Here is an 18776-nt window from a genome sequence, read left to right on the forward strand (position 1 = left end):
ATGCGCTCCGGTCTGTTGCTTAAGCTCGCCTTGCTGCTGGCCATTTTTGGCATTCTGTCCTCCGGCATTACCGGCTATTACGCCTATACCGCCAATCGCGCCATGCTGGTGTCGGCTACGCAAAGCGATTTGCTGACCGCCGCGAGCGGGGTGAACCGGCGCATCGTGCAATGGGAGGACGAAGCCGCAGACGATGCCTTGTTGCTGTCGCGTCTGGTTCAAGTATCCGTGGTGATCAACCAGCGCAACGGCCCTGAAGCCAAGCGCGAGCGGGACGAACTGGCTCAGGCCTTCGCTGCCATGCTGGCCCTGCATCCGGAATACCTGCAAGTGCGGCTGATCGGTGCCGCGGACAATGGCCTCGAGCTGGTGCGGGTGGATAGCCAGTCCGGGCTGACCCTGCGGGTGGATGGCGGTAATTTGCAGGAAAAAGGCCACTTCCCCTATGTGTTTGAAACCCTGGCACTGCCTGCCGGGCAAATTTACCAATCGTCTATCGAAGTGAATCACGAGCGTGCCTCCCATGATCCCGAAGGACGCCCCGGCCTGATGGTGGCCACTCCGCTGCCGCGCAGCGATGGCCAGCCTGGCGGCTTGCTGGTGATCAATCTGGATCTGGAACGCTTGCTGGGCCAGTTGCGCCGTGATTTGCCCAAGGATTACCAGCTGTATCTGGCAAATCGCTGGGGGGATTTTCTGGTTCACCCGGACCTGGCCCAGACCTTCGGTTTTGACAAGGGAAGGCGGGTGCTGATGCAGGACAGCTTTGCCGCCACCAAAGCCTTGTTCGAACGCAAGCAAAACCAGCTGGCGCTCAGCGGCCTGGACGACCCGCAACAAGCCGCCGGACAGGTGATGGCCTTTGTCCGCCATCCGCTTGGCCGTGGCAATCGTGACGACTTCATCGTCACCGGCCTGGTGCAACCGCTGGATACCGCGGTGGCCGGTGCGGCACCACTGGGGCAGCGCATCATCCACATGGTGCTGGCTTTCAGCGTGATTGCCATCATGCTGGCGGTGGTGTTTGCCCGTGCCATGCTGCGACCCATCAACACCCTGGCGCAGGCGGCCAGCAGTTTCTCCACCACGCAACTGCAGCAGGCACTGCCGGTAGAGCGCAATGATGAAATCGGCGTGCTGGCACGCAATTTCGATCGCATGCAGCGGCAGATCAACAGCCATATGGCCAGCCTGTACGACAACCAGCGCGAATTGAGCTATCTGGCACACCACGACAGCCTGACCGGCCTGGCCAACCGAGCGCTGTTTTTCCAGCGGCTGGAACAATTGCTGGAGCAAGCGCAACGCAATGCCAGCCAGTTTGCCGTGCTGTTTGTCGACCTGGACCACTTCAAGCAAATCAACGACCAGCATGGCCATGCCATTGGCGACCAGGTATTGCAGATCGTGGCGCGCCGCCTGCTGCATGCGGTGCGTGGCAACGATATGGTGGCGCGCATGGGCGGGGATGAATACCTGATCCTGCTGCAAGGCAGCTTCACCACGGATGGCTTGTCTGAGCTGTTGTCCAAGCTGTCGCTCAGTATTGGCGAACCCATGGTTGTGGAAGGCAAGAAGCTGGAAGTCGGGGCCAGTATCGGTTACAGCCTGTACCCGCGCGATGGCACCACGGCCGAACAACTGGTCAACCAGGCCGACCATGCCATGTATCATGTCAAGGCCATCCAGCGTGATGGACATACCCGGCAACTGCCTTACAACTAAGCACGGCCCAGCCCTCTATTCCCATTGACATGTCCAGGCCCGACCACGTGGCGACCACGTCTTTCCGCTTTCCCTTGCTGACGGCTTGCCGTCAGGGGCACACCAGCCCCGGCACCGCGCAAGCGCTGCCGGAATTACTGCGCCAGCTGCATCACTGTTTTCGCCAGCCATGCCAGCGTAAGGGCGTGGAGTTCCAGCTGGAGCTGGACCCGGCACTCACCGCGCCGCTGATGCTAGAGCCGATGCTGCTGCAAGCGCTGGTCCGCCATTGGCTGGCGGCAGCCCTGCAAGATGGCCAACTGCGACAAATCAGCTTGCGGGTACAGCTCTTGGCCCAGCAACAAATGCAGCAGATCCTCAGCGTGGAAATCATCACGCAAGGCCATACGCAGGTGCAGGATATCGCCTGTGGTGGCGCAGCCCGGGCGCACAAGACGGCCAGGAGTGGCGGCTTGTCTGCTGCGTTTATCGCCCGTCAACTGGTGCGGCAGCTGGGTAGCCGCCAGCACAGTGCATACCTGGATGTCGGTCAGCAGCACAGCGTGTTGTTGCATGTGCCGCTGGCCCCGCCAACTGCCCAGCCCAGCCCCTGGCAATGGCCCATTCTGCTGCTGGAGCCGGATACCGACCGCGCGGCTGCACTCACCCGGCAATGGCAAGAGCTGGGGCATCCATGCGAGGTCGTGGATACCGTGGCTGCTGCAAGGCAGCGCTGGCAGCAGGGCCCGCTGGCCTTGCTGCTGGTGAGCGAGCGGCAATGGCTGGCTGCGGGCCTGGAGCTGGTGCAAGCCATGCGCCAGCTTGAAGCTACCGAACCATGGCGTGGCCATACGCCCGTGCTGCTGGCGGGGGGCTACCCTCTCGCGCAAGGCGCAAGCGGTTTGCCTTTGCTGGATGCAGGCTTGCCATGGCCCCCAGATGACGCAGCCTGGCGGCGTGTAGTGACTGCCTGCCTGCCGGAGGTAGCGCCTAGAGCCGCCCCCTTGCCGGTACTGGACCGACAGGTACTGTTTGCGCTGAGCCAGGGCGACTGGGCGCTGGAGCTGCCCTTGCTGCAGGATTTTGCCCGTGACAAGCAGGCAGATTTATTGCAACTGCTGCAAGCCTGGCAGCAAGGCGATCAAGCCAATGTGATTCTGCTGGCCCACCGTATCAAGGGCGCCAGCCGTACGGTGGGTGCCGCCAGGCTGGCCGATTGTGCCGCACAGCTGGAGCAGGCGGCGCGGGTTGGCTTGTTGGCCGCCGACATGGGCTTGCTGCTGGAGCTGGAACAGGCGCTGGAGGATTTTGTCGGTCATCTGCAGCGCTGATGGGCGGAGCGGGCATGGCGCAATGCGGCACAAGCGCCTAAAATGTCCCGACAATTCCTAAAGCCCCTACGCTGGAGAGACCGCTCATGGCTGTTATCCGTCAGGATGATTTCATTCAAAGCATCGCCGATGCTTTTCAGTACATCAGTTGCTACCACCCCAAGGACTACATCGACGCCCTGTACCAGGCCTATCTGCATGAAGAAAGCCCGGCGGCCAAGGACGCCATGGCGCAGATCCTGATCAACAGCCGCATGTGTGCCGAAGGCCGTCGCCCGATCTGCCAGGATACCGGCATTGCCGTGGTATTCCTGAAAGTGGGCATGAATGTGCAGTGGGACGCCACCCTGTCGGTACAGGAAATGGTCAACGAAGGCGTGCGCCGCGCTTACAACAACCCGGACAACAAGCTGCGTGCTTCCGTGCTGCTGGACCCGGCAGGCAAGCGCCAGAACAGCAAGGACAACACGCCGGCCGTGGTGCACTTCGAAATCGTCGAAGGCGATGGCGTGGAAGTGACCTGTGCGGCCAAGGGCGGCGGCTCGGAGAACAAGTCCAAGTTCTACGCGCTCAATCCGTCCGACAGCATTGTCGACTGGGTCATCAAGACTGTGCCCACTATGGGCGCGGGCTGGTGTCCGCCGGGCATTCTGGGTATCGGTATTGGCGGTACCCCGGAAAAAGCCATGCTGCTGGCCAAGGAAAGCCTGATGTCGCACGTGGACATCCACGAGCTGAAAGCCAAGGCCGAGAGCGGTGCCGAACTGACCCGCGTTGAACAGCTGCGCCTGGAAATCTTCGAAAAAGTCAATGCGCTGGGCATAGGCGCGCAAGGCCTGGGCGGCCTCACCACCGTGCTGGACGTGAAGATTCTCGACTACCCGACTCACGCCGCCAGCCTGCCGGTTGCCATGATCCCCAACTGCGCCGCCACCCGTCATATCCATTTCCATCTGGATGGCAGCGGCCCGGCCCATCTGGCCCCGCCCAGCCTGGAAGACTGGCCGGAAATCACCTACGACACCAGCAATGGCAAGCGCGTTGACCTGGACAAGATCACCAAGGAAGAAGTGGCCAGCTGGCAGCCGGGCGATGTGTTGCTGCTCAACGGCAAGATCCTCACCGGCCGCGATGCCGCGCACAAGCGCATGGTGGACATGCTGAACAAGGGCGAGGCGCTGCCGGTGGACTTCACCAACCGCTTCATCTACTACGTGGGCCCGGTTGACCCGGTACGTGACGAAGTGGTTGGCCCGGCCGGCCCTACCACCGCCACCCGCATGGACAAGTTCACCCGTCAGATGCTGGAACAGACCGGCTTGCTCGGTATGATCGGCAAGGCCGAGCGTGGCCCGGCTGCCATTGAAGCCATCAAGGACAACAAGGCGGTGTACCTGATGGCGGTAGGCGGTTCGGCCTATCTGGTGTCCAAGGCCATCAAGGCCTCCAAGGTGGTTGGCTTTGCCGACCTGGGCATGGAAGCCATCTACGAGTTCGAAGTCAAAGACATGCCGGTGACGGTAGCAGTCGATTCCAACGGTATTTCGGTGCACAACACCGGCCCGGCGGAATGGCGCGTCAAGATCGGCAAGATTCCGGTCAACAAGGCCTGAGCCTGACGTGACTTTGCAGTAAGCAGAAACCCGCCATCCGGCGGGTTTTTTGCTGCTGATAAAGTTATTCGGTGCGATTGTACTGGACCCGGCAAAGCCGGGCCTTATACCGGACTGATTGATTCCGCAGCCTTCCCATCTAATCCCAATCCCCCCGCCATTGCCCTGCAAGGGAGCCTCGCTTTCCTTTGAGGAAGCGAGAGGAAGAATAGAAAAACCGCCCTGAACTGGGCGGTTTTTCTATTTGGGCTGAGTGTGGGGTGCTTCAGGCCAGTGCTTCTGCGGCTGTGAGCAGTGGCACGCGGATGGACAGGGCATTGAGCGCGATGGCATGCAGCATCTGGTCCACCGTGGTGCAGCAGTCGGCCAGCACGGCTACTTCATACTTATCGGCTGCGCGTGACAGGGCGGTATGGGTGACGCAGTTTTGCGTCATCATGCCGCACAGCAGCAGCTGGCGGATGCCCAGCTCAGTCAGCGTGGCTTGCAGGCTGGTTTCATGAAAGCTGTCGGCCGCCCGTTTCACCACCACCGGAGCCTGCTGCGCAGCGGCCAGAATGCGCGGGTGAATGGCCACGCCTGCGCTGCCTGCATTGAAGAAGGGGGCGATGCCCTTGCTGCTGTCCGCCACGTGTTGCACCAGAATCACCGGCATGCCCAGCGCATGTGCTCGTTCTATGGCGGCCACGCAGTTGTCCAGTACCGCTTCGGTGTTCCACAAGGGGTATTTGCCGTTGGCAAAGTAATCGTTTTGCAGGTCGATGACGATGAGTGCGCGTTGTGTGTGCGGCATGATGTGCTCCGGTTGTGGCGGTTGGTGCAGCCATTATCGGTAGTCACTGGTTTGGGAAAAAGTGGCCCGATTTCCAGAATGCGTTAAGATCGGGCCAATTCCATTCGCCGGAAATGCCCCTTGTCACCCCCCGTCATTGCCGTGCTGGCTTTCCAGCACATCAGTCCGTTTCATTTGTCAGTGCCTTGTGTGGTGTTTGGCGATGCGCATCCGGGCCTGCCGGCCTTCACCTTGCGCGTGTGCGCAGTGGATGCCGGTCCCATCCGTACCTCGGCCGGCTTTTCCATTGCCTGCGATTACGGACTGGAAGGGCTGGATGGCGCGGACATCATCATCCTGCCCAGCTGGCAAGTAGGCAGGCCGGTACCGGACGCACTGGTGCAAGCCTTGCAGCAGGCAAGTCAGGCTGGTGTGCAGATAGTCGGCCTGTGCCTGGGAGCGTATGTGCTGGCCGAAGCTGGTTTGCTGAATGGCCGCAACGCCACCACCCACTGGGCCTATGCCGAGGACTTTGCCAGTCGCTACCCGCAAGTGCGGCTGGACCCGGCAGTACTGTATGTGGAAGACGGGCCGCTGCTGACCTCCGCCGGTACGGCGGCCGGGCTGGATTGCTGCCTGCACCTGCTGCGTCAACGTTACGGAGCGGAGCTGGCCAATGGCGTGGCGCGGCGCCTGGTGGTGCCGCCGCATCGGCAGGGCGGGCAGGCGCAGTTCATTGCCCAGCCGCTGCCGGTGTCGGCCGGTGATGCCCGCTTGGCGGCCTTGCTTGACTGGGTGCGGGCCAATCTGGCCCAAACCCATACCCTGGATAGCCTGGCCGCCCGCATGGCCATGAGTCGCCGCAGCTTTACCCGGCACTTTCGCCAGCTTACCGGCAGCACGGTGGGGCAGTGGCTGGTGAGCGAGCGTCTGCGTTACAGCCAGCGTTTGCTGGAAAGTGCCGAATACAGTGTGGAACAAGTGGCGGCACTGGCCGGCTTTGGTTCTGCTGCCGCCTTGCGCCATCATTTCCGCCTGCATTACGGCGTATCACCCTGGCAGTGGCGACAGAATTTCCAGTCCTGATCAGGACGGGTTCTGGCTGAAGTGCTGCTGCAGAAAGTCCAGCAGGCTGCGCATGGCCAGCGGCAACTGGCGGCGTGACGGGTACAGTGCGTGAATCCCCATGCTGGCGGGCTGCCAGTCTGGCAGGATGGCAATCAGCTCGCCTTGCGCCAGCAAATCCTGTACCAGATACAAGGGCTGCATGGCCAGCCCGGCACCATGGCGGCAGGCTTGCAGCAGTGCCACGGTTTCATTGGCACTGAGCCGCGCATTCACGCTGACCACCTCTTCTTTATTGTCGCGATACAGCCGCCACTCGCTGCGGCCGACGCGGCTATGACTCAGGCAATGGTGTTCTTTCAGGTCGGCAGGTTGTTGCGGCTGACCGTAACGTGCCAGATAAGCCGGGGCAGCCACGATGACCGAATGGCATTCTGCCAGCCGTCGTGTCACCAGGCCGGGTTCCGGGTCGTTGGTGATGCGAATGGCCAGGTCTATGCCTTCCTCGATCAGATTCACCGCCCGGTCGCCCAGTTGCAGGTCGATGCGCAGTTGCGGATGGCGGGTCATGAAGTCGGTAATGGCCGGCGCCAGCTGCGCCATGCCGAATGACATGCTGGTGGTGATGCGTAGCTGGCCGCGCAACTGGCCGTCAAGCAGCCCGACTTCCTCGCGGGTCTGCGCCGCCAGTTCCAGCATTTGCTGGCAATGTGCGAGGCAACTGTTGCCCGCGTCGGTCAGCGTGACACTGCGGGTGGAGCGCTGCAGCAGGCGCGCACCCAGCCAGTCTTCCAGTTCTGCGATATGCCGGGTCACCATGGCGCGTGACAGGTCCAGCTCCCGGCTGGCTGCGGTAAAGCTGCCCCGGCGTGCCACTTCGACAAAAACCTGCATGGCGGTCAGTCTGTCCATCGTATTCCTTGCATGTGTTCAGGTGTTCCGGCAGTAAAAGTGCGGCATGATACGAGGCGATAAAGCCATCATGCCAACGGGGTATCGGTGAAAATGTGCCGGTAATTGCCTTGTTTTCACGTTTAATGCCATGGTTTACGGCTTTTTCTGCATATGTCATCGAAAATCGCCAGCTTCGCTTTACACGGATTTACCCGGCCCGATTTTCGTTATACTTTTGTATGACTTACAAATCAGCACATTTTTCTATCCTGTTTGCAAGCGCTGTTTTTAATTCATGCCCGGCTGGGCATGCAGAGAATTTTCTCATGACTGATGCCCAACGCATCCTCCTCTGTGGGCAGACCGTACCTGGAGTGACAGCATGACCGATCACCCCGCATCCCGTCTTGAGCAAGAGCTGGCTTCAGCCGAGAAGCAGCCTTGGTTCCAGCTGCGTTTCCCCCCTGTGCTGGAGCAATCTTTCCTGGACTCCACTTTTGAACAACGCATGCGCCGTTATCGGGTATTTGGTGCGCTGGGCATAGTCGTGTTCATGATGTACGGCCTGATCGACAAATATTATCTGGCTGATGTCTATGGCCGTATCTGGATGTGGCGCTGGCTGATTCTGCCTGGTATCGGGGTGGCATCCATCCTCAGCAGTTTCTGGCCCCGATTGCATCGCTGGTACGAATACACGGTCATGATCGCCGGTACCACGTTTGTGCTGGGGCTGATCTGGTTTTTCTCCATCAGCCGCATGCCAACCGCCCAGCATTACTATGGCGGGGTGATGCTGTGTCTTGTATTCCTGATGTTCGGTCTGCGCATTCCATTCCGGCTTGCCTGTTATAGCAGCGTGGTCAGCCTGTTGTACCTTGGCTGGGTACTGGTGGATTGGCCCTTCCTCCAGCAAAGCACGCGTTCGCTGATCTTCATTCTGGTGATTTCCTGCGTGCTGCTCGGCTTGCTGGGTTTGTTCCAGCTGGAAAAAGAAGCACGTCGCAGCTATGTACTTTCCCAGCACTTACAGCGCGATCATCGCCAGTTACAGCAGGGTTTTCGTTATTTGCAGCAATTATCCAGTGCAGACGGCCTGACCGGCCTGCACAACCGGCGCTATTTTGACCAGCAACTGCAAACCGTATGGGAAGCACGCTTGCGCCAGAAGTCGGACATCGCCCTGCTGTTTTTCGATGTCGATTATTTCAAGAAATACAATGACAGCCAGGGGCACCAGATGGGCGATGATGCGCTGATCAAAGTGGCCCGGGTGATCGGTCGTCATGCGGACGCCTGCCATGGCTGCGCTGCGCGCTATGGTGGAGAAGAATTTGTCTTGCTGTTGTCCGCCTGTAATTTGCGTCAGGCAGGTCAGTTGGCCGAGCAAATCCGTCAGGATGTCGAAGCGCTGGCCTTACCGCACCCCACCTCGCAATGCAGCTCGGTGGTCACCATCAGCATTGGTCTGGCCGTGGCACACTCCAGCATCAGCCAGAAACCGGAATGGCTGGTGCGCACCGCGGATGCAGCCCTGTACCAGGCCAAGAAGCAGGGGCGTAACTGCATTGTCACCATGCACTCCTGCCAGCCCTTACCGGGTTGAGTGCAATAAGGTGGCTTGCACCAGCCATGGCCTGGTCATTAGTCTGTTTTGTGAAACAATGTTGCCCGGTTTGATGGATTTATCTGTCTTTATCCAGCCGCTAAAGTACGAGCCATCATTCATCACGCACTGCCACCGGCGGTGCTAACGGAGCACATCATGGCACGTCACACCACACTCTTCTTGTCGCTTTCCCTGTTTGCCGGCTTGTCCGCCAGCCTTGCCCAGGCGGCAGAGCCATTGCAATTGTCGGTTTATCAGGCAGATGACAACAGCTTCGATGTCACCTCGGTACTGGTCAGTGGCCAGCACGATGCCATTTTGATCGACAGCGGTTTTACCCGTGCCGACGCCTACCGCATTGCCGCCCGCATTCTGGATAGCGGCAAGCAGCTCAAGGCCATTTACATCAGCCAGGCCGACCCGGATTATTACTTTGGCGCGACCACGCTCAAGCAGATTTTCCCCAAGGCAGAGCTAGTGGCCGCTGCGCCCACGCTGGCGCGTATCCAGGCTAATGTCGCTGGCAAGGTGGCATTCTGGGGGCCGAAAATGGGTGACAATGCCCCGGCCACGCCGCTGACCCTGCCGCAGGCCCTCAAGGAAGGCCGGCTGATGCTGGAAGGGCAGAGCCTGGAAGTGCGTGGCACCAGCGGTGTTCTGGCACACCGCGGTTATGTCTGGATTCCGTCCATTCGCGCCATTGTGGGTAATGTAGGCGTGGTCTCCGGTCTGCATGTGTGGACGGCCGATACCCAGCGCAAGGAAGAGCGTCAGGCATGGCTGGCCCAACTGGATGAAATGGAAGCATTGCAACCCAAAGAGGTGATTCCCGGCCATATGGCAGCCAATGCCCCCACGGGCCTCGCCAGCATCCGTTACACCCGCAGTTATCTGCAGCAGTTTGAACAGAATCTGGCGCTGTCGGGTAATAGCGGCGAGTTGATCCAGCGTATGCAGCAGGCTTTCCCTAATGCTGGTGAAGCCATGTCGCTGGAAATCGGTGCCAAAGTCAACAAAGGTGAAATGAAATGGTAAACGCCACCCTGCATTACTTCTACGACCCGCTATGCGGTTGGTGCTATGCCGCTTCGCCGCTATTACAGGCTACTGCCAGCCTGCCCGGCCTCGATGTGCAGCTGCATGCTGGCGGAATGATGAGCGGTAGCCGCCGTCAAGCTGTCACTCCGGCACTGCGCGACTATGTCATGCCCCACGACCAGCGTATTGCCAGCCTCACCGGTTTGCCGTTTGGCCAGGACTATTTCGATGGCTTGTTGCGGGATGAAACGGCAATCTTTGATTCGACGCCCCCCATCGCCGCCATCCTGTTGGCAGAACAGCTGGGCCTGCCCGCCTTGGCCATGCTGTCGGTGTTGCAGCGTGCCCATTACCAGCGCGGACTACGCATTGCTGATCTGGCGGTGCTGGCAGCGCTTGCCGGTGAACAAGGGCTGGATGCCGCGGTGTTTGCCGCCCGTCTGGGTGAGGCAATGCAGCAGGCAGAAGAGCATATCCAGACCAGCCGCAGCCTGATGCAGCAATACCGTCTGCAGGGTTTTCCCAGTCTGTTGCTGGAGCGTGATGGACAGTGGCAACGGCTGGATGTCTCGTCATGGCTGGGGCAGCCAGACGCCTTTGCAGCCGCTTTGCAACAAGCGTTGTTGCCTGCGGCAGAACAGGCCGGCCCGGCTTGCTCGGCCGATGGGTGCCAGCTTCCGAATTAAGCGGATAGTCAGGAGGGATGCTGCGCCGGCTCAGGCGCAGCGCACCACCACCAGCGAAATGTCATCGTGGTTTTCATTCCCGGCCAGATGCCGGTTGACTGCCTGGGTGATGGCACCCTGAATGTCCAGCGAGCCAGCCTCGCGCATGGCCTGCAGCACACCGTCCAGCCCGAACGGCTCTTTGGCGGGATTGCTTGCTTCGGTTACGCCATCCGAGCACACCACCAGTGCGCCACTGTCCTGCCAGCTGAAATAATCCAGCGTGGATTCGAAATCGCTGTCCGGCAAAATACCCAGCGGTGGTGAACGCGAAGCAAAGTTTTTCTTTACCTCACCATTGCGGTCTACATACATGGCACAGGGAATGCCGCCATTCCACACCGCAATACGGTGCAGCTGGTAGTCCACTTCTATCAAGGCGGCGGCAACAAAGCGTCCTATCGGCAAAATGGTGTGCAGCTTGCGATTGATGGTGCGAGCGATTTCCTGCACCGGCAGGTTGCGGTCGCACATGGCAAAAAAGGTATCCACTGCCGGCAAGCCGCAAATGGCAGCAGCCAGCCCGTGACCCGTACTGTCAGCCAGCATGATGCGATCCAGACCAGGACGGCTACGACGGATGCAAATGGTATCGCCGCTGAAGTTCATCGCCGGGCGTTGCCATTGCTGGATATTGGGTGGTGTCTGCTCGGCACGGCGCGTGAAGCGGTCCAGCACCATCTGGGCAAACATCTGCTCTTGCTCGTTGATGCGGTAATACGCTTCCAGCCGTTCACTGTCATGCGCGATGCGCTGCTGCATCTCGGAGATACGAATCAGCACATGCAGCTTGGCCGTGAGGATATCCAGATCAATCGGCTTGGTGAGGTAGTCATCCGCCCCCATGGTCAGGCCACGCAGCAACTGGCTGCGGTCAGACAAGGAGGTAAGGAAAATGATGGGAATCCAGTGTTCGCCCAGTAACTGACGAATGGCGCTGGTGGCGGCAAAGCCATCCATCACCGGCATGGTGACATCCATGAAAATGACGTCAGGGCGTTGATGGCAGCAGTAATCCACAGCCTCCTGGCCATTGCACACGGCCACGGCCTCGTGACCCAAGAGCCGGATGTAATCAATCAGGATCTGACGGGATGTCGGACTGTCTTCCGCAACCAGAATGGTCAGCGCGCGGGTCATTCAACAAACCTTGTGGGGGAAAGGGCAGGGCACGGTGCTGCCTGTGACATAAGCGGTCGCATGTGTAGCTACTATAGAGCGCTCCGACAGTTTATGCCATTAGCTTGGCAGTGAATCTGCAAACTTTAATAAACCGCGTGGGCAGATGCGCACGACTGTTGTAGGCTTGCCGCACTATTTTTAACTGGAGCGATGTTGATGACCATCTGGGTTGATGCGGATGCTTGTCCGGCCGTGGTGCGCGACATCATCTGCCGGGCGGCACAGCGAACTGCCAGTAGCGCGGTATTCGTGGCCAATCGCATGACGGCCTTGCCTGCCAGTCCTTACTTGCGCGCCATCGTGGTGGCCAAGGGCTTTGATGTGGCAGATGCCGAAATTGCCAGGCAGTGTGAGGCGGGGCATCTGCTGGTGAGTGCGGATATTGCCCTGGCTGCACAGGTATTGGCCAAAGGTGCCGCTGCCATCAATTTTCGTGGTGAGCCCTACTCTGCGGACACCATAGAAGGGCAGCTCACCATGCGCGACTTCATGGATACCTTGCGCGCCAGCGGTATCCAGAGTGGCGGACCTCCGCCTTTTAGCCAGGCGGATCGTCAGCAATTTGCTGCCAGACTGGACCGCTGGCTGGCTACTGGCCATACAGGCTGACGCTATGGCCAGGAGGGCAGACCGCATGCCCCTGCTTATCTCTCCACAAGTTTTTTATCAGACTGACGATAAAGAGTAAAAACTTGGTTATTAGCTTGATTTTAAATATCAGCCAATTTTCATGGCGATATTTTTATATATAAATTTAAAATTGAAATAGTTTTAGCTTGGCGAGGCGTGTGATGCTATTATCATATTTGCCTTGCCTGCAAGGGGGTGTGGCGGAATGGTCCGACGCACCGCTTAGACCAGAGAGTGTTCACTTGAGCCCAATCATGGATACGCGTGCCATCGCCACTTTCGACTTGCACTCCGAGCAATATGCGCGCTACCGCCCGCAATACCCGGACATGCTGTTTCGCTGGTTGCAGGCTGCGGTGCCGCATCATCAACGGGCTTGGGATTGTGCAACCGGTACCGGGCAGGCGGCTGGCAAGCTGGCCTTGATGTTCGATCGTGTCGATGCTTGTGACCTCAACCATAGCCAGCTGGAAGCTGCCGAACAGGCTGCCAATGTGTTCTACCTGGAGTGTGCGGCGGAACAATCCCCTTACGGGGATGCCGTTTTCGACCTCATTACCGTGGCGCAGTCCCTGCACTGGTTTGATTTCTCACGCTTCTGGCCGCAGGTGGAGCGCACGCTCAAGCCCGGTGGTGTATTTGCCGCATGGGGTTACGACTGGTTCCAGGTGACACCGGAAGTGGATGACGCCATGCGCTTTTTCCGTGCTGTCATCGAACCGTTCTGGTCCAGCTGCAGTCAGCTGCTGTGGGATGGCTACCGCCATGTCGGCATGCCTCTGCCTGTGCTGGATACGCCGTGCTACCAGATCGCCATGCAGTGGAATCTGGAACAGCTGCTTGGCTATCTCAATACCTGGTCTGCCACCAAGCTGTGTGTGCAAAGCCTGGGTAGCCATGTGCTTAACGATGCGCGACAGCGTCTGGCACGCGGCTGGGGCGACCCTGCCACCGTGCGGCGGGTGGTCATGCCTTTGCATTTCATCGCCGGGCGCAAGCCTGCCTGAACACAAAAACCGGCTGCAAAGCCGGTTTTTTCATGTCAGCAAATATCAGGGGTACTGGCGGCTGGATTCCGCCTCCAGGTCTGAAAGCAGAATGTTCAGCGCATCCGAGGAGCGCACCAGTTCCCACAGCGAGGTTGCCAGCGAGGCAATCATCAACAGCAGGCTGATGCCGAAGGAAAGTTCCCCCAGTTGCTGCCAGCCAGTGTAAATCTGGAACATGGCCATGGTGCAGAGGAACAGGCTGCCTATCCCCAGAAACTGCATCCACTTGATCAGCTGGATGCGGGTACGCAAATTGCCAATCTGTAACAGGATCTTGGGGTTCTGCTCGGCTTTGTAGTCGGTGTACAGATTGCGGATGATGCTGGCCAGCCCGAGAAAACGGTTGGTATAAGCGAGCAACAGCAGTGAAATGGCAGGGAACAGCAAGGCCGGGGTGGTCAGGTTCAGTGCAGCATGCATGGTATTCAGGAGTTCTCGTCTATCAAAACGTCGATGCCGTTGGGCGTTTGGTCAAACAGCTGGATGATGTCGGGATTTTTCATCCGCACACAACCCAGCGAGGTCGGGGTGCCAAAGGCAACATGCTCGCCCGCACCATGCAGGTAGATGGCACGGTCGTAGCTGTCTACATTGCCACCCTGGTTCTTGCCGGGTTCGTCACCGCATAACCACAGGATACGCGTCAGAATCCAGTCTTTTTCCGGATATTGCCGGTGCAGTTCCGCCGTGTACTTCCAGGGGGTGACCCGACGGCGGAAAATGATGGTGTTTTCCTCTGCGCCCGCACCCAGCTTGTCGCAAACATGGTGCCAGCCGCGCGGGGTCTGGTAGCTGTTGCTCATTTCTCCCACGCCACGCCGGGCGGTGGAAACCACATAATGTTGCTGCAGGCGACCCCATTCATCAAACAGGCTCAGGCTCTGGCTGCGGATGCCAACCAATATCCAGGGCTGGCCGTAATGTCGCAGATTGGCACGGGTCGCTTGCAATGGCACAGCCTGCTGCTGCAGTACAAAGGCGGCATCATTGCTGCTGTCTGGTGACAGGGCTTCAGCCTGCATGGGCAGCGTGGCGGTACTCATCAGTAATAATACAAGTGATAAATGACGCATCTCATCATTCCCGTACCGTGCGACGTGCAGCAAAAAAGCGGCTGAGCTGCTGGCTGCATTCTTCTTGCATCACACCACCCCAGATTGCGGTATGGTGATTGAGCTGCGGCAGGGAGAACAGATTCAGCACACTGCCGGCAGCGCCGGTCTTGGGCTCGCTGGCACCATAGATCACTCGGGCCAGGCGGGCTTGCAAGATGGCACCGCTGCACATGGCACAAGGTTCCAGTGTGACATACAGGTCGCAGCCGTCCAGTCGGTAATTACCCTCATGCAGTGCTGCTGCGCGCAAGGCCTGTATCTCGGCATGCGCGCTCGGGTCGCGACACCCGGCCGGCTGGTTGAAGCCGCGGCCGATGATCTGACCATTCTTCACCACGATGGCACCTACCGGGACTTCCTGCTGTGCTGCTGCCAGCGCAGCCTGTTCCAGTGCGAGTTGCATGTAGTGCAGGCTGACTGCACGATCTGGCGGCATGGCAACCGGTGGATGAGCAGCCAGTTGGCGGTGCAGTTCCTGTTTGTCTGGCTCGGTCAATGCCGACCAATGTATGCCGCGGGCTGCCGCTTCCAGTGCATACAGCAAACGCTTGGTGACGGTATGCCCTGTTGCCTTGAGTTGCAGAAAAGTCGAGACACTGCCCTGACGCTGCAGTTGGTGCCGTGTGCAAATGCCCATTTGCTGCAACCATTGCACCGCTGCCGGGGGCAGGGGCGGTGTTGCAAGCGGGGAGTCTGGCAAGGAGGACATGTCGGGTGGCGGTGGCAAACGGAAATACCACCATTTTAGCCTGATCCAGCCCGTACTTCGTGATGGCTGTTTAAAGAAACAGCCCAAAATGCCGATAAATTCTGGTCATCCTCTTGATACCCAGCCCATGTCCCTGCCTTCTGTCAGTGAATCCGGTATTGCCAGCTTGTGGTCCCGCGTGAACCGCCAGCCGTCTGAGCCTGCTGCCACCAGCCCGGTCATGAATACCTCAGGCGCAGCATCCGGCAACGTATCGTCCGGACCGGCAGTCTGGTCCGCTAGCGATCCGGCCCGGCAGGCCGTCAGCCAGTCGCTGCAGCAGGCGCTGGCGCTATGGCAACAGCAGCAGTCCAGCCAGCTCAAGCAGGCGCAGCAACGCAAGCAGAGCAATAGTCAGCCACTGGATGCCAATCGCATGAAAATGCTGAAGGAAAGAGTGAAAAACCTACGGCAGATGCTGGTGGGCAAGGACAAAGGCAGTTTGCGTGCCATTGCCCTGCAATTGAAACAAATCACAGCCGAGTTACGGCAGATGGTGGCCAATGCCAGCGGGCAAGGGCAGGCGTCCGTCATGGAAGTAAGCGTTAATGTCACCATCAGCGGCAGTGTCTCCAGTGATCAGACCGACCATGCCGCGGATCAGGCCGATAGTGCTGTCGCCAGCACCGATGATGCTGCCATGGCGTCATCAGACAGCAGTACAGCGGAACCCGCGCAGGCGGCCATGGCCAGTAGCGCTAGTACTGGCAATCAGGGCTTGGGCGGCAATATGGAGTTACAGGCCTTGCTCAACAGCATCAAGGCCATTGCCCAGTGGCTGAAGCAGCGTAGCCAGCAGAGCCAGGGGCAGGATGAAGGGCTGAAAAAGTGGCTGGATGGCAGTCAGGAGGATCTGGCAGCCATCGACCATATGCTGGCAGGTGGAAGCAATAACGCTCAGGGTGAGCTGAGTGTCAGCATCCAGCTTGCCACGGGTGGTGATGCGGGAGAAAGCGCGACGTCAGATGCCGGCAGTGCCGGCAATGTAAATGTTCAGGCCTGAAACCATCTGCTGGAGCCCGTCTTGCACATCAGCCAGGCGGTCAGCGTGCTGGCCAGAACTTGCTGGCCAATTTCCATAACAACATCAGCCGAGTACCACGACGCAGCCAGCGACGTAGTGCTTCGGAAGGGAGTACTCCGGCCAGGGTGGACAGGATGCCGCCAAGACGCCCGCCATCGGCAAAGGCCTTGAACCCTTCGCCAGCTATGCCAAGTGGGTGCTTGCGCAATTGCTCCATTTCCAGGCTCAGCTTGACGCGCAGCACTTCTCCCTTCATCAGCAGCAACTGTTTCTTGATGGCGCGATCCTGCGGTTTCATGTCAAAGCTTTCCGCTCAGGCTGTCCCAGTCCTTGCGGACTTCGGTCAGGGTATCGGTAAAGGGGGAAGGGCTGCGTCGGGCGCGTTGGCGCAGCTGCCACAGCAGGGCCACGCCACCTCCTGTGCTGCACAGCAGCAGGCCGCCCAGCAGCAAGGGACGCCAGCTGTCAGGGGTCAGCACCAGTATGAGCAGCAAGGCGGAGAGCAGGCCGACCAAGAGCAGGATCAATGCCAGGCCACCTAAGAACAGGCTGAACAGCAGGGCGTCCTTTTGCTCCTCCGCCTCAAGCACCAGCAGTTCAATACGGGTAAGCAGCAAGGAAAATACCCCGCCCAACAGCGAACGCAAGCTGCCGGGACGGGGCGGGCGTGAGGAATTGGCAGACATGCAGCAGCTGCGCGCTTAACGGCGTGAAACCAGCATGCCCAGCAGGAAGCCCACGCCAGCGGCAATGCCAATCGACTTCCACGGATTTTCGTGAACATAGTCGTCGGTGGCCTTGGCCGCTACCTTGGCCTTGCCAACCACCACTTTTTCAGCCTCCAGCAGGCGAGACTTGGCCAGACGGATATTCTCTGCCAGACGCTTGCGTAGTTCGCGGCCCTTTTCACCGCCTTCGTCACCCGCTGCACCCAGCAGGTCCTCGGTACTGGACAGTACCTGACGAACGTCATCCAGCAGTTGTTCTTTTTCCTGATTCAGTGCGGCATCGGACATGGTGATTTCCTCGATGAAATTGAAACGGGTAAAAAAAATCAGACTGCAATGCAGAAGGGATGGTTCCCTGCATAGACTACGCCCTTTGACCGTATCAGTGGTACGCCAGTCAGTCAAATGCTGGCGGTTTAGCTGATGCTGCGGCGCGACATATTCTGGCGACATGATGCATGCAGGGAGAATGAAATTGTATGTACCTGAACATTGCCAAGCATGGTGACAACTTTGCTACAGATATTATTTGTTCTGTTTGCAGCTAATCAGGATAATACATCGCCAATTTCAGGGAACTTTTCATTTGCATGCACCTTGCAAGTGAATTTGCCTGGTGACAATAAGCGTCAGCCCGCCCATGCTGCAAACCGGGCTTCTGTTGTTTGATCTGCGGCGGCTGACTTGCTGGTTTAAAGATTCCGATAGGGCCCATGGCAGCATGACACCACTGTCCATTTATGTTCTGACCTTCAATAGCGAAAAATACTTGTCTGCCATTTTGCAGGCAGTCGCCCCTTTGGCAGATGATTTGCTGGTGGTGGACAGTGGCAGTTCCGACCAGACCGTGGCCATCGCCACGCAGTACGGGGCACGGGTACTGCACCGTCCGTTTGATGATTTTCGCCAGCAACGTGATTTTGCCCAGCAACAGTGCCGGCATGATCACGTGTTCTTTCTGGATAGTGACGAGATTCCCAGTCCCGAGCTGGTGGCCCACATCCAGCAACTCAAGCAGAGCGGGTTCCTGCATGATGCCTATGCGATCCAGCGTGACTGGATCGTGATGGGGCGGCAGGTGCATGCGCTGTACCCGGTGGGCTGCCCGGATTTTCCGGTACGCATCATCGAGAAAAACCGGGTGAAGCTCTCCGAGCAGGCGGTACATGAAGATTTTGTCGGCTACCGCAGCCGTGGCCGGATTGAACTCCCCATCAAGCACCAAACCTTCCATTCCATGGACGAAATCAACCGCAAGCTGACGCTGTACACCAACCTGGATGCCAGCGATCTGGCGCGTTTGAGTACCCGCAAGAATTTTGCCCTGCGCCAATGGACCAGCCCGATTGGTGCGTTTTTCAAATGGTATGTGAAAAGTGGCAACTGGAAGGATGGCCGGGTGGGCCTGATTCTGGGCGTGTATGCCGCCCGCTTTGCCCATCAGAAATACAAGAAGGCCTTACAGATTAGGCGTGAGGCAGGTCTCTGATTCCAGCGCGTCGCTGTGGATTAGTACATGACAAAGCCGGTCACTGACCGGCTTTGTCAT

General features: G+C 58.9%; 20 protein-coding genes. 11 read left to right on the plus strand and 9 right to left on the minus strand.

The window, feature by feature from the left end; translation table 11 throughout:
• The 3 genes from HWX34_RS12210 to HWX34_RS12220 all read left to right on the plus strand — a co-directional run bounded on the left by HWX34_RS12210 (position 1) and on the right by HWX34_RS12220 (position 4648).
• Complete coding sequence (locus HWX34_RS12210; RefSeq protein ID WP_178972498.1) at positions 1 to 1725, plus strand: GGDEF domain-containing protein; 1725 nt, start codon at positions 1 to 3, stop codon at positions 1723 to 1725.
• A gap of 47 nt (positions 1726 to 1772) precedes the next feature.
• Positions 1773 to 3035, plus strand: coding sequence for an Hpt domain-containing protein (locus HWX34_RS21585; protein ID WP_178972499.1), 1263 nt, complete (start codon positions 1773 to 1775; stop codon positions 3033 to 3035).
• A gap of 86 nt (positions 3036 to 3121) precedes the next feature.
• Positions 3122 to 4648 carry a fumarate hydratase gene (locus HWX34_RS12220; RefSeq protein WP_178972500.1) on the plus strand — a complete coding sequence of 509 codons (1527 nt, stop codon included), beginning with the start codon at positions 3122 to 3124 and terminating at the stop codon, positions 4646 to 4648.
• A 265-nt stretch (positions 4649 to 4913) separates the two neighbouring features.
• Here HWX34_RS12220 and HWX34_RS12225 read toward each other — a convergent pair whose 3' ends face one another.
• The gene (locus HWX34_RS12225) at positions 4914 to 5441 is read right to left on the minus strand and encodes a cysteine hydrolase family protein (protein ID WP_178972501.1); all 528 of its coding nucleotides are present in this window, start codon (positions 5439 to 5441) and stop codon (positions 4914 to 4916) included.
• 120 nt (positions 5442 to 5561) lie between these two features.
• On the opposite strand from HWX34_RS12225, the gene HWX34_RS12230 reads away from it, so the two are divergent.
• A complete protein-coding gene (locus HWX34_RS12230) occupies positions 5562 to 6506 on the plus strand; it encodes a helix-turn-helix domain-containing protein (RefSeq protein ID WP_178972502.1) in 945 nt (314 codons plus the stop codon).
• Here the strand turns inward: HWX34_RS12230 and HWX34_RS12235 are convergent, their stop codons facing one another.
• A complete protein-coding gene (locus HWX34_RS12235) occupies positions 6507 to 7397 on the minus strand; it encodes a LysR family transcriptional regulator (protein WP_178972503.1) in 891 nt (296 codons plus the stop codon).
• Between the two features lie 364 nt (positions 7398 to 7761).
• On the opposite strand from HWX34_RS12235, the gene HWX34_RS12240 reads away from it, so the two are divergent.
• The 3 genes from HWX34_RS12240 to HWX34_RS12250 all read left to right on the plus strand — a co-directional run bounded on the left by HWX34_RS12240 (position 7762) and on the right by HWX34_RS12250 (position 10712).
• The gene (locus tag HWX34_RS12240) at positions 7762 to 8985 is read left to right on the plus strand and encodes a diguanylate cyclase (RefSeq protein WP_178972504.1); all 1224 of its coding nucleotides are present in this window, start codon (positions 7762 to 7764) and stop codon (positions 8983 to 8985) included.
• A gap of 159 nt (positions 8986 to 9144) precedes the next feature.
• Entirely contained in the window at positions 9145 to 10023 is an 879-nt protein-coding gene (locus HWX34_RS12245; protein WP_178972505.1) for an MBL fold metallo-hydrolase, read from the plus strand.
• Complete coding sequence (locus HWX34_RS12250; RefSeq protein ID WP_178972506.1) at positions 10017 to 10712, plus strand: DsbA family protein; 696 nt, start codon at positions 10017 to 10019, stop codon at positions 10710 to 10712. The genes HWX34_RS12245 and HWX34_RS12250 overlap by 7 nt, the downstream gene beginning before the upstream one ends.
• 30 nt (positions 10713 to 10742) lie before the next feature.
• On the opposite strand, the gene HWX34_RS12255 is transcribed toward HWX34_RS12250, so the two are convergent.
• Positions 10743 to 11891, minus strand: a complete 1149-nt coding sequence (locus HWX34_RS12255; RefSeq protein ID WP_178972507.1) for a PP2C family protein-serine/threonine phosphatase — start codon at positions 11889 to 11891, stop codon at positions 10743 to 10745.
• A 198-nt stretch (positions 11892 to 12089) separates the two neighbouring features.
• On the opposite strand from HWX34_RS12255, the gene HWX34_RS12260 reads away from it, so the two are divergent.
• A complete protein-coding gene (locus HWX34_RS12260; RefSeq protein ID WP_178972508.1) occupies positions 12090 to 12542 on the plus strand; it encodes a YaiI/YqxD family protein in 453 nt (150 codons plus the stop codon).
• 275 nt (positions 12543 to 12817) lie between these two features.
• A complete protein-coding gene (locus HWX34_RS12265) occupies positions 12818 to 13570 on the plus strand; it encodes a class I SAM-dependent methyltransferase (RefSeq protein WP_178972509.1) in 753 nt (250 codons plus the stop codon).
• Positions 13571 to 13615: 45 nt separating this feature from the next.
• Here HWX34_RS12265 and HWX34_RS12270 read toward each other — a convergent pair whose 3' ends face one another.
• The 3 genes from HWX34_RS12270 to tadA are packed head-to-tail and all read right to left on the minus strand — an operon-like array spanning position 13616 to position 15436.
• Entirely contained in the window at positions 13616 to 14032 is a 417-nt protein-coding gene (locus HWX34_RS12270) for a DUF2721 domain-containing protein (protein WP_178972510.1), read from the minus strand.
• Positions 14033 to 14037: 5 nt separating this feature from the next.
• A complete protein-coding gene (locus HWX34_RS12275; RefSeq protein WP_255496696.1) occupies positions 14038 to 14655 on the minus strand; it encodes a L,D-transpeptidase in 618 nt (205 codons plus the stop codon).
• 34 nt (positions 14656 to 14689) lie between these two features.
• Entirely contained in the window at positions 14690 to 15436 is a 747-nt protein-coding gene (gene tadA / locus HWX34_RS12280) for a tRNA adenosine(34) deaminase TadA (RefSeq protein WP_178972512.1), read from the minus strand.
• 127 nt (positions 15437 to 15563) lie between these two features.
• Between tadA and HWX34_RS12285 the strand changes: the two genes are divergently transcribed.
• The gene (locus HWX34_RS12285) at positions 15564 to 16478 is read left to right on the plus strand and encodes a hypothetical protein (protein WP_178972513.1); all 915 of its coding nucleotides are present in this window, start codon (positions 15564 to 15566) and stop codon (positions 16476 to 16478) included.
• A gap of 40 nt (positions 16479 to 16518) precedes the next feature.
• Here the strand turns inward: HWX34_RS12285 and HWX34_RS12290 are convergent, their stop codons facing one another.
• Genes HWX34_RS12290 through HWX34_RS12300 form a run of 3 tightly spaced genes read right to left on the minus strand, consistent with a single transcriptional unit; the run spans position 16519 to position 17515 of the window.
• The gene (locus HWX34_RS12290; RefSeq protein ID WP_178972514.1) at positions 16519 to 16797 is read right to left on the minus strand and encodes a hypothetical protein; all 279 of its coding nucleotides are present in this window, start codon (positions 16795 to 16797) and stop codon (positions 16519 to 16521) included.
• Between the two features lies 1 nt (position 16798).
• Entirely contained in the window at positions 16799 to 17185 is a 387-nt protein-coding gene (locus HWX34_RS12295; RefSeq protein WP_178972515.1) for a phage holin family protein, read from the minus strand.
• 15 nt (positions 17186 to 17200) lie between these two features.
• The gene (locus tag HWX34_RS12300; RefSeq protein ID WP_045847507.1) at positions 17201 to 17515 is read right to left on the minus strand and encodes a YqjD family protein; all 315 of its coding nucleotides are present in this window, start codon (positions 17513 to 17515) and stop codon (positions 17201 to 17203) included.
• Positions 17516 to 17948: 433 nt separating this feature from the next.
• Here HWX34_RS12300 and HWX34_RS12305 point away from each other — a divergent pair, with 433 nt between their 5' ends.
• A complete protein-coding gene (locus tag HWX34_RS12305; RefSeq protein WP_178972516.1) occupies positions 17949 to 18716 on the plus strand; it encodes a glycosyltransferase family 2 protein in 768 nt (255 codons plus the stop codon).
• Positions 18717 to 18776: the final 60 nt, after the last annotated feature.

It is taken from the genome of Aquitalea sp. LB_tupeE, from assembly GCF_013391415.1.
GTDB lineage: Bacteria > Pseudomonadota > Gammaproteobacteria > Burkholderiales > Chromobacteriaceae > Aquitalea.

Excerpts from the sequence above, each read along its gene's own strand:
- HWX34_RS12210 (WP_178972498.1), top strand. The coding sequence starts at position 1 with ATGCGCTCCGGTCTGTTGCTTAAGCTCGCCTTGCTGCTGGCCATTTTT.
- HWX34_RS12220 (WP_178972500.1), top strand. The coding sequence starts at position 3,122 with ATGGCTGTTATCCGTCAGGATGATTTCATTCAAAGCATCGCCGATGCT.
- HWX34_RS12225 (WP_178972501.1), bottom strand. The coding sequence starts at position 5,441 with ATGCCGCACACACAACGCGCACTCATCGTCATCGACCTGCAAAACGAT.
- HWX34_RS12235 (WP_178972503.1), bottom strand. The coding sequence starts at position 7,397 with ATGGACAGACTGACCGCCATGCAGGTTTTTGTCGAAGTGGCACGCCGG.
- HWX34_RS12240 (WP_178972504.1), top strand. The coding sequence starts at position 7,762 with ATGACCGATCACCCCGCATCCCGTCTTGAGCAAGAGCTGGCTTCAGCC.
- HWX34_RS12245 (WP_178972505.1), top strand. The coding sequence starts at position 9,145 with ATGGCACGTCACACCACACTCTTCTTGTCGCTTTCCCTGTTTGCCGGC.
- HWX34_RS12250 (WP_178972506.1), top strand. The coding sequence starts at position 10,017 with ATGGTAAACGCCACCCTGCATTACTTCTACGACCCGCTATGCGGTTGG.
- HWX34_RS12255 (WP_178972507.1), bottom strand. The coding sequence starts at position 11,891 with ATGACCCGCGCGCTGACCATTCTGGTTGCGGAAGACAGTCCGACATCC.
- HWX34_RS12260 (WP_178972508.1), top strand. The coding sequence starts at position 12,090 with ATGACCATCTGGGTTGATGCGGATGCTTGTCCGGCCGTGGTGCGCGAC.
- HWX34_RS12265 (WP_178972509.1), top strand. The coding sequence starts at position 12,818 with ATGGATACGCGTGCCATCGCCACTTTCGACTTGCACTCCGAGCAATAT.
- HWX34_RS12270 (WP_178972510.1), bottom strand. The coding sequence starts at position 14,032 with ATGCATGCTGCACTGAACCTGACCACCCCGGCCTTGCTGTTCCCTGCC.
- HWX34_RS12275 (WP_255496696.1), bottom strand. The coding sequence starts at position 14,655 with ATGAGTACCGCCACGCTGCCCATGCAGGCTGAAGCCCTGTCACCAGAC.
- tadA (WP_178972512.1), bottom strand. The coding sequence starts at position 15,436 with ATGTCCTCCTTGCCAGACTCCCCGCTTGCAACACCGCCCCTGCCCCCG.
- HWX34_RS12285 (WP_178972513.1), top strand. The coding sequence starts at position 15,564 with ATGTCCCTGCCTTCTGTCAGTGAATCCGGTATTGCCAGCTTGTGGTCC.
- HWX34_RS12290 (WP_178972514.1), bottom strand. The coding sequence starts at position 16,797 with ATGAAACCGCAGGATCGCGCCATCAAGAAACAGTTGCTGCTGATGAAG.
- HWX34_RS12295 (WP_178972515.1), bottom strand. The coding sequence starts at position 17,185 with ATGTCTGCCAATTCCTCACGCCCGCCCCGTCCCGGCAGCTTGCGTTCG.
- HWX34_RS12300 (WP_045847507.1), bottom strand. The coding sequence starts at position 17,515 with ATGTCCGATGCCGCACTGAATCAGGAAAAAGAACAACTGCTGGATGAC.
- HWX34_RS12305 (WP_178972516.1), top strand. The coding sequence starts at position 17,949 with ATGACACCACTGTCCATTTATGTTCTGACCTTCAATAGCGAAAAATAC.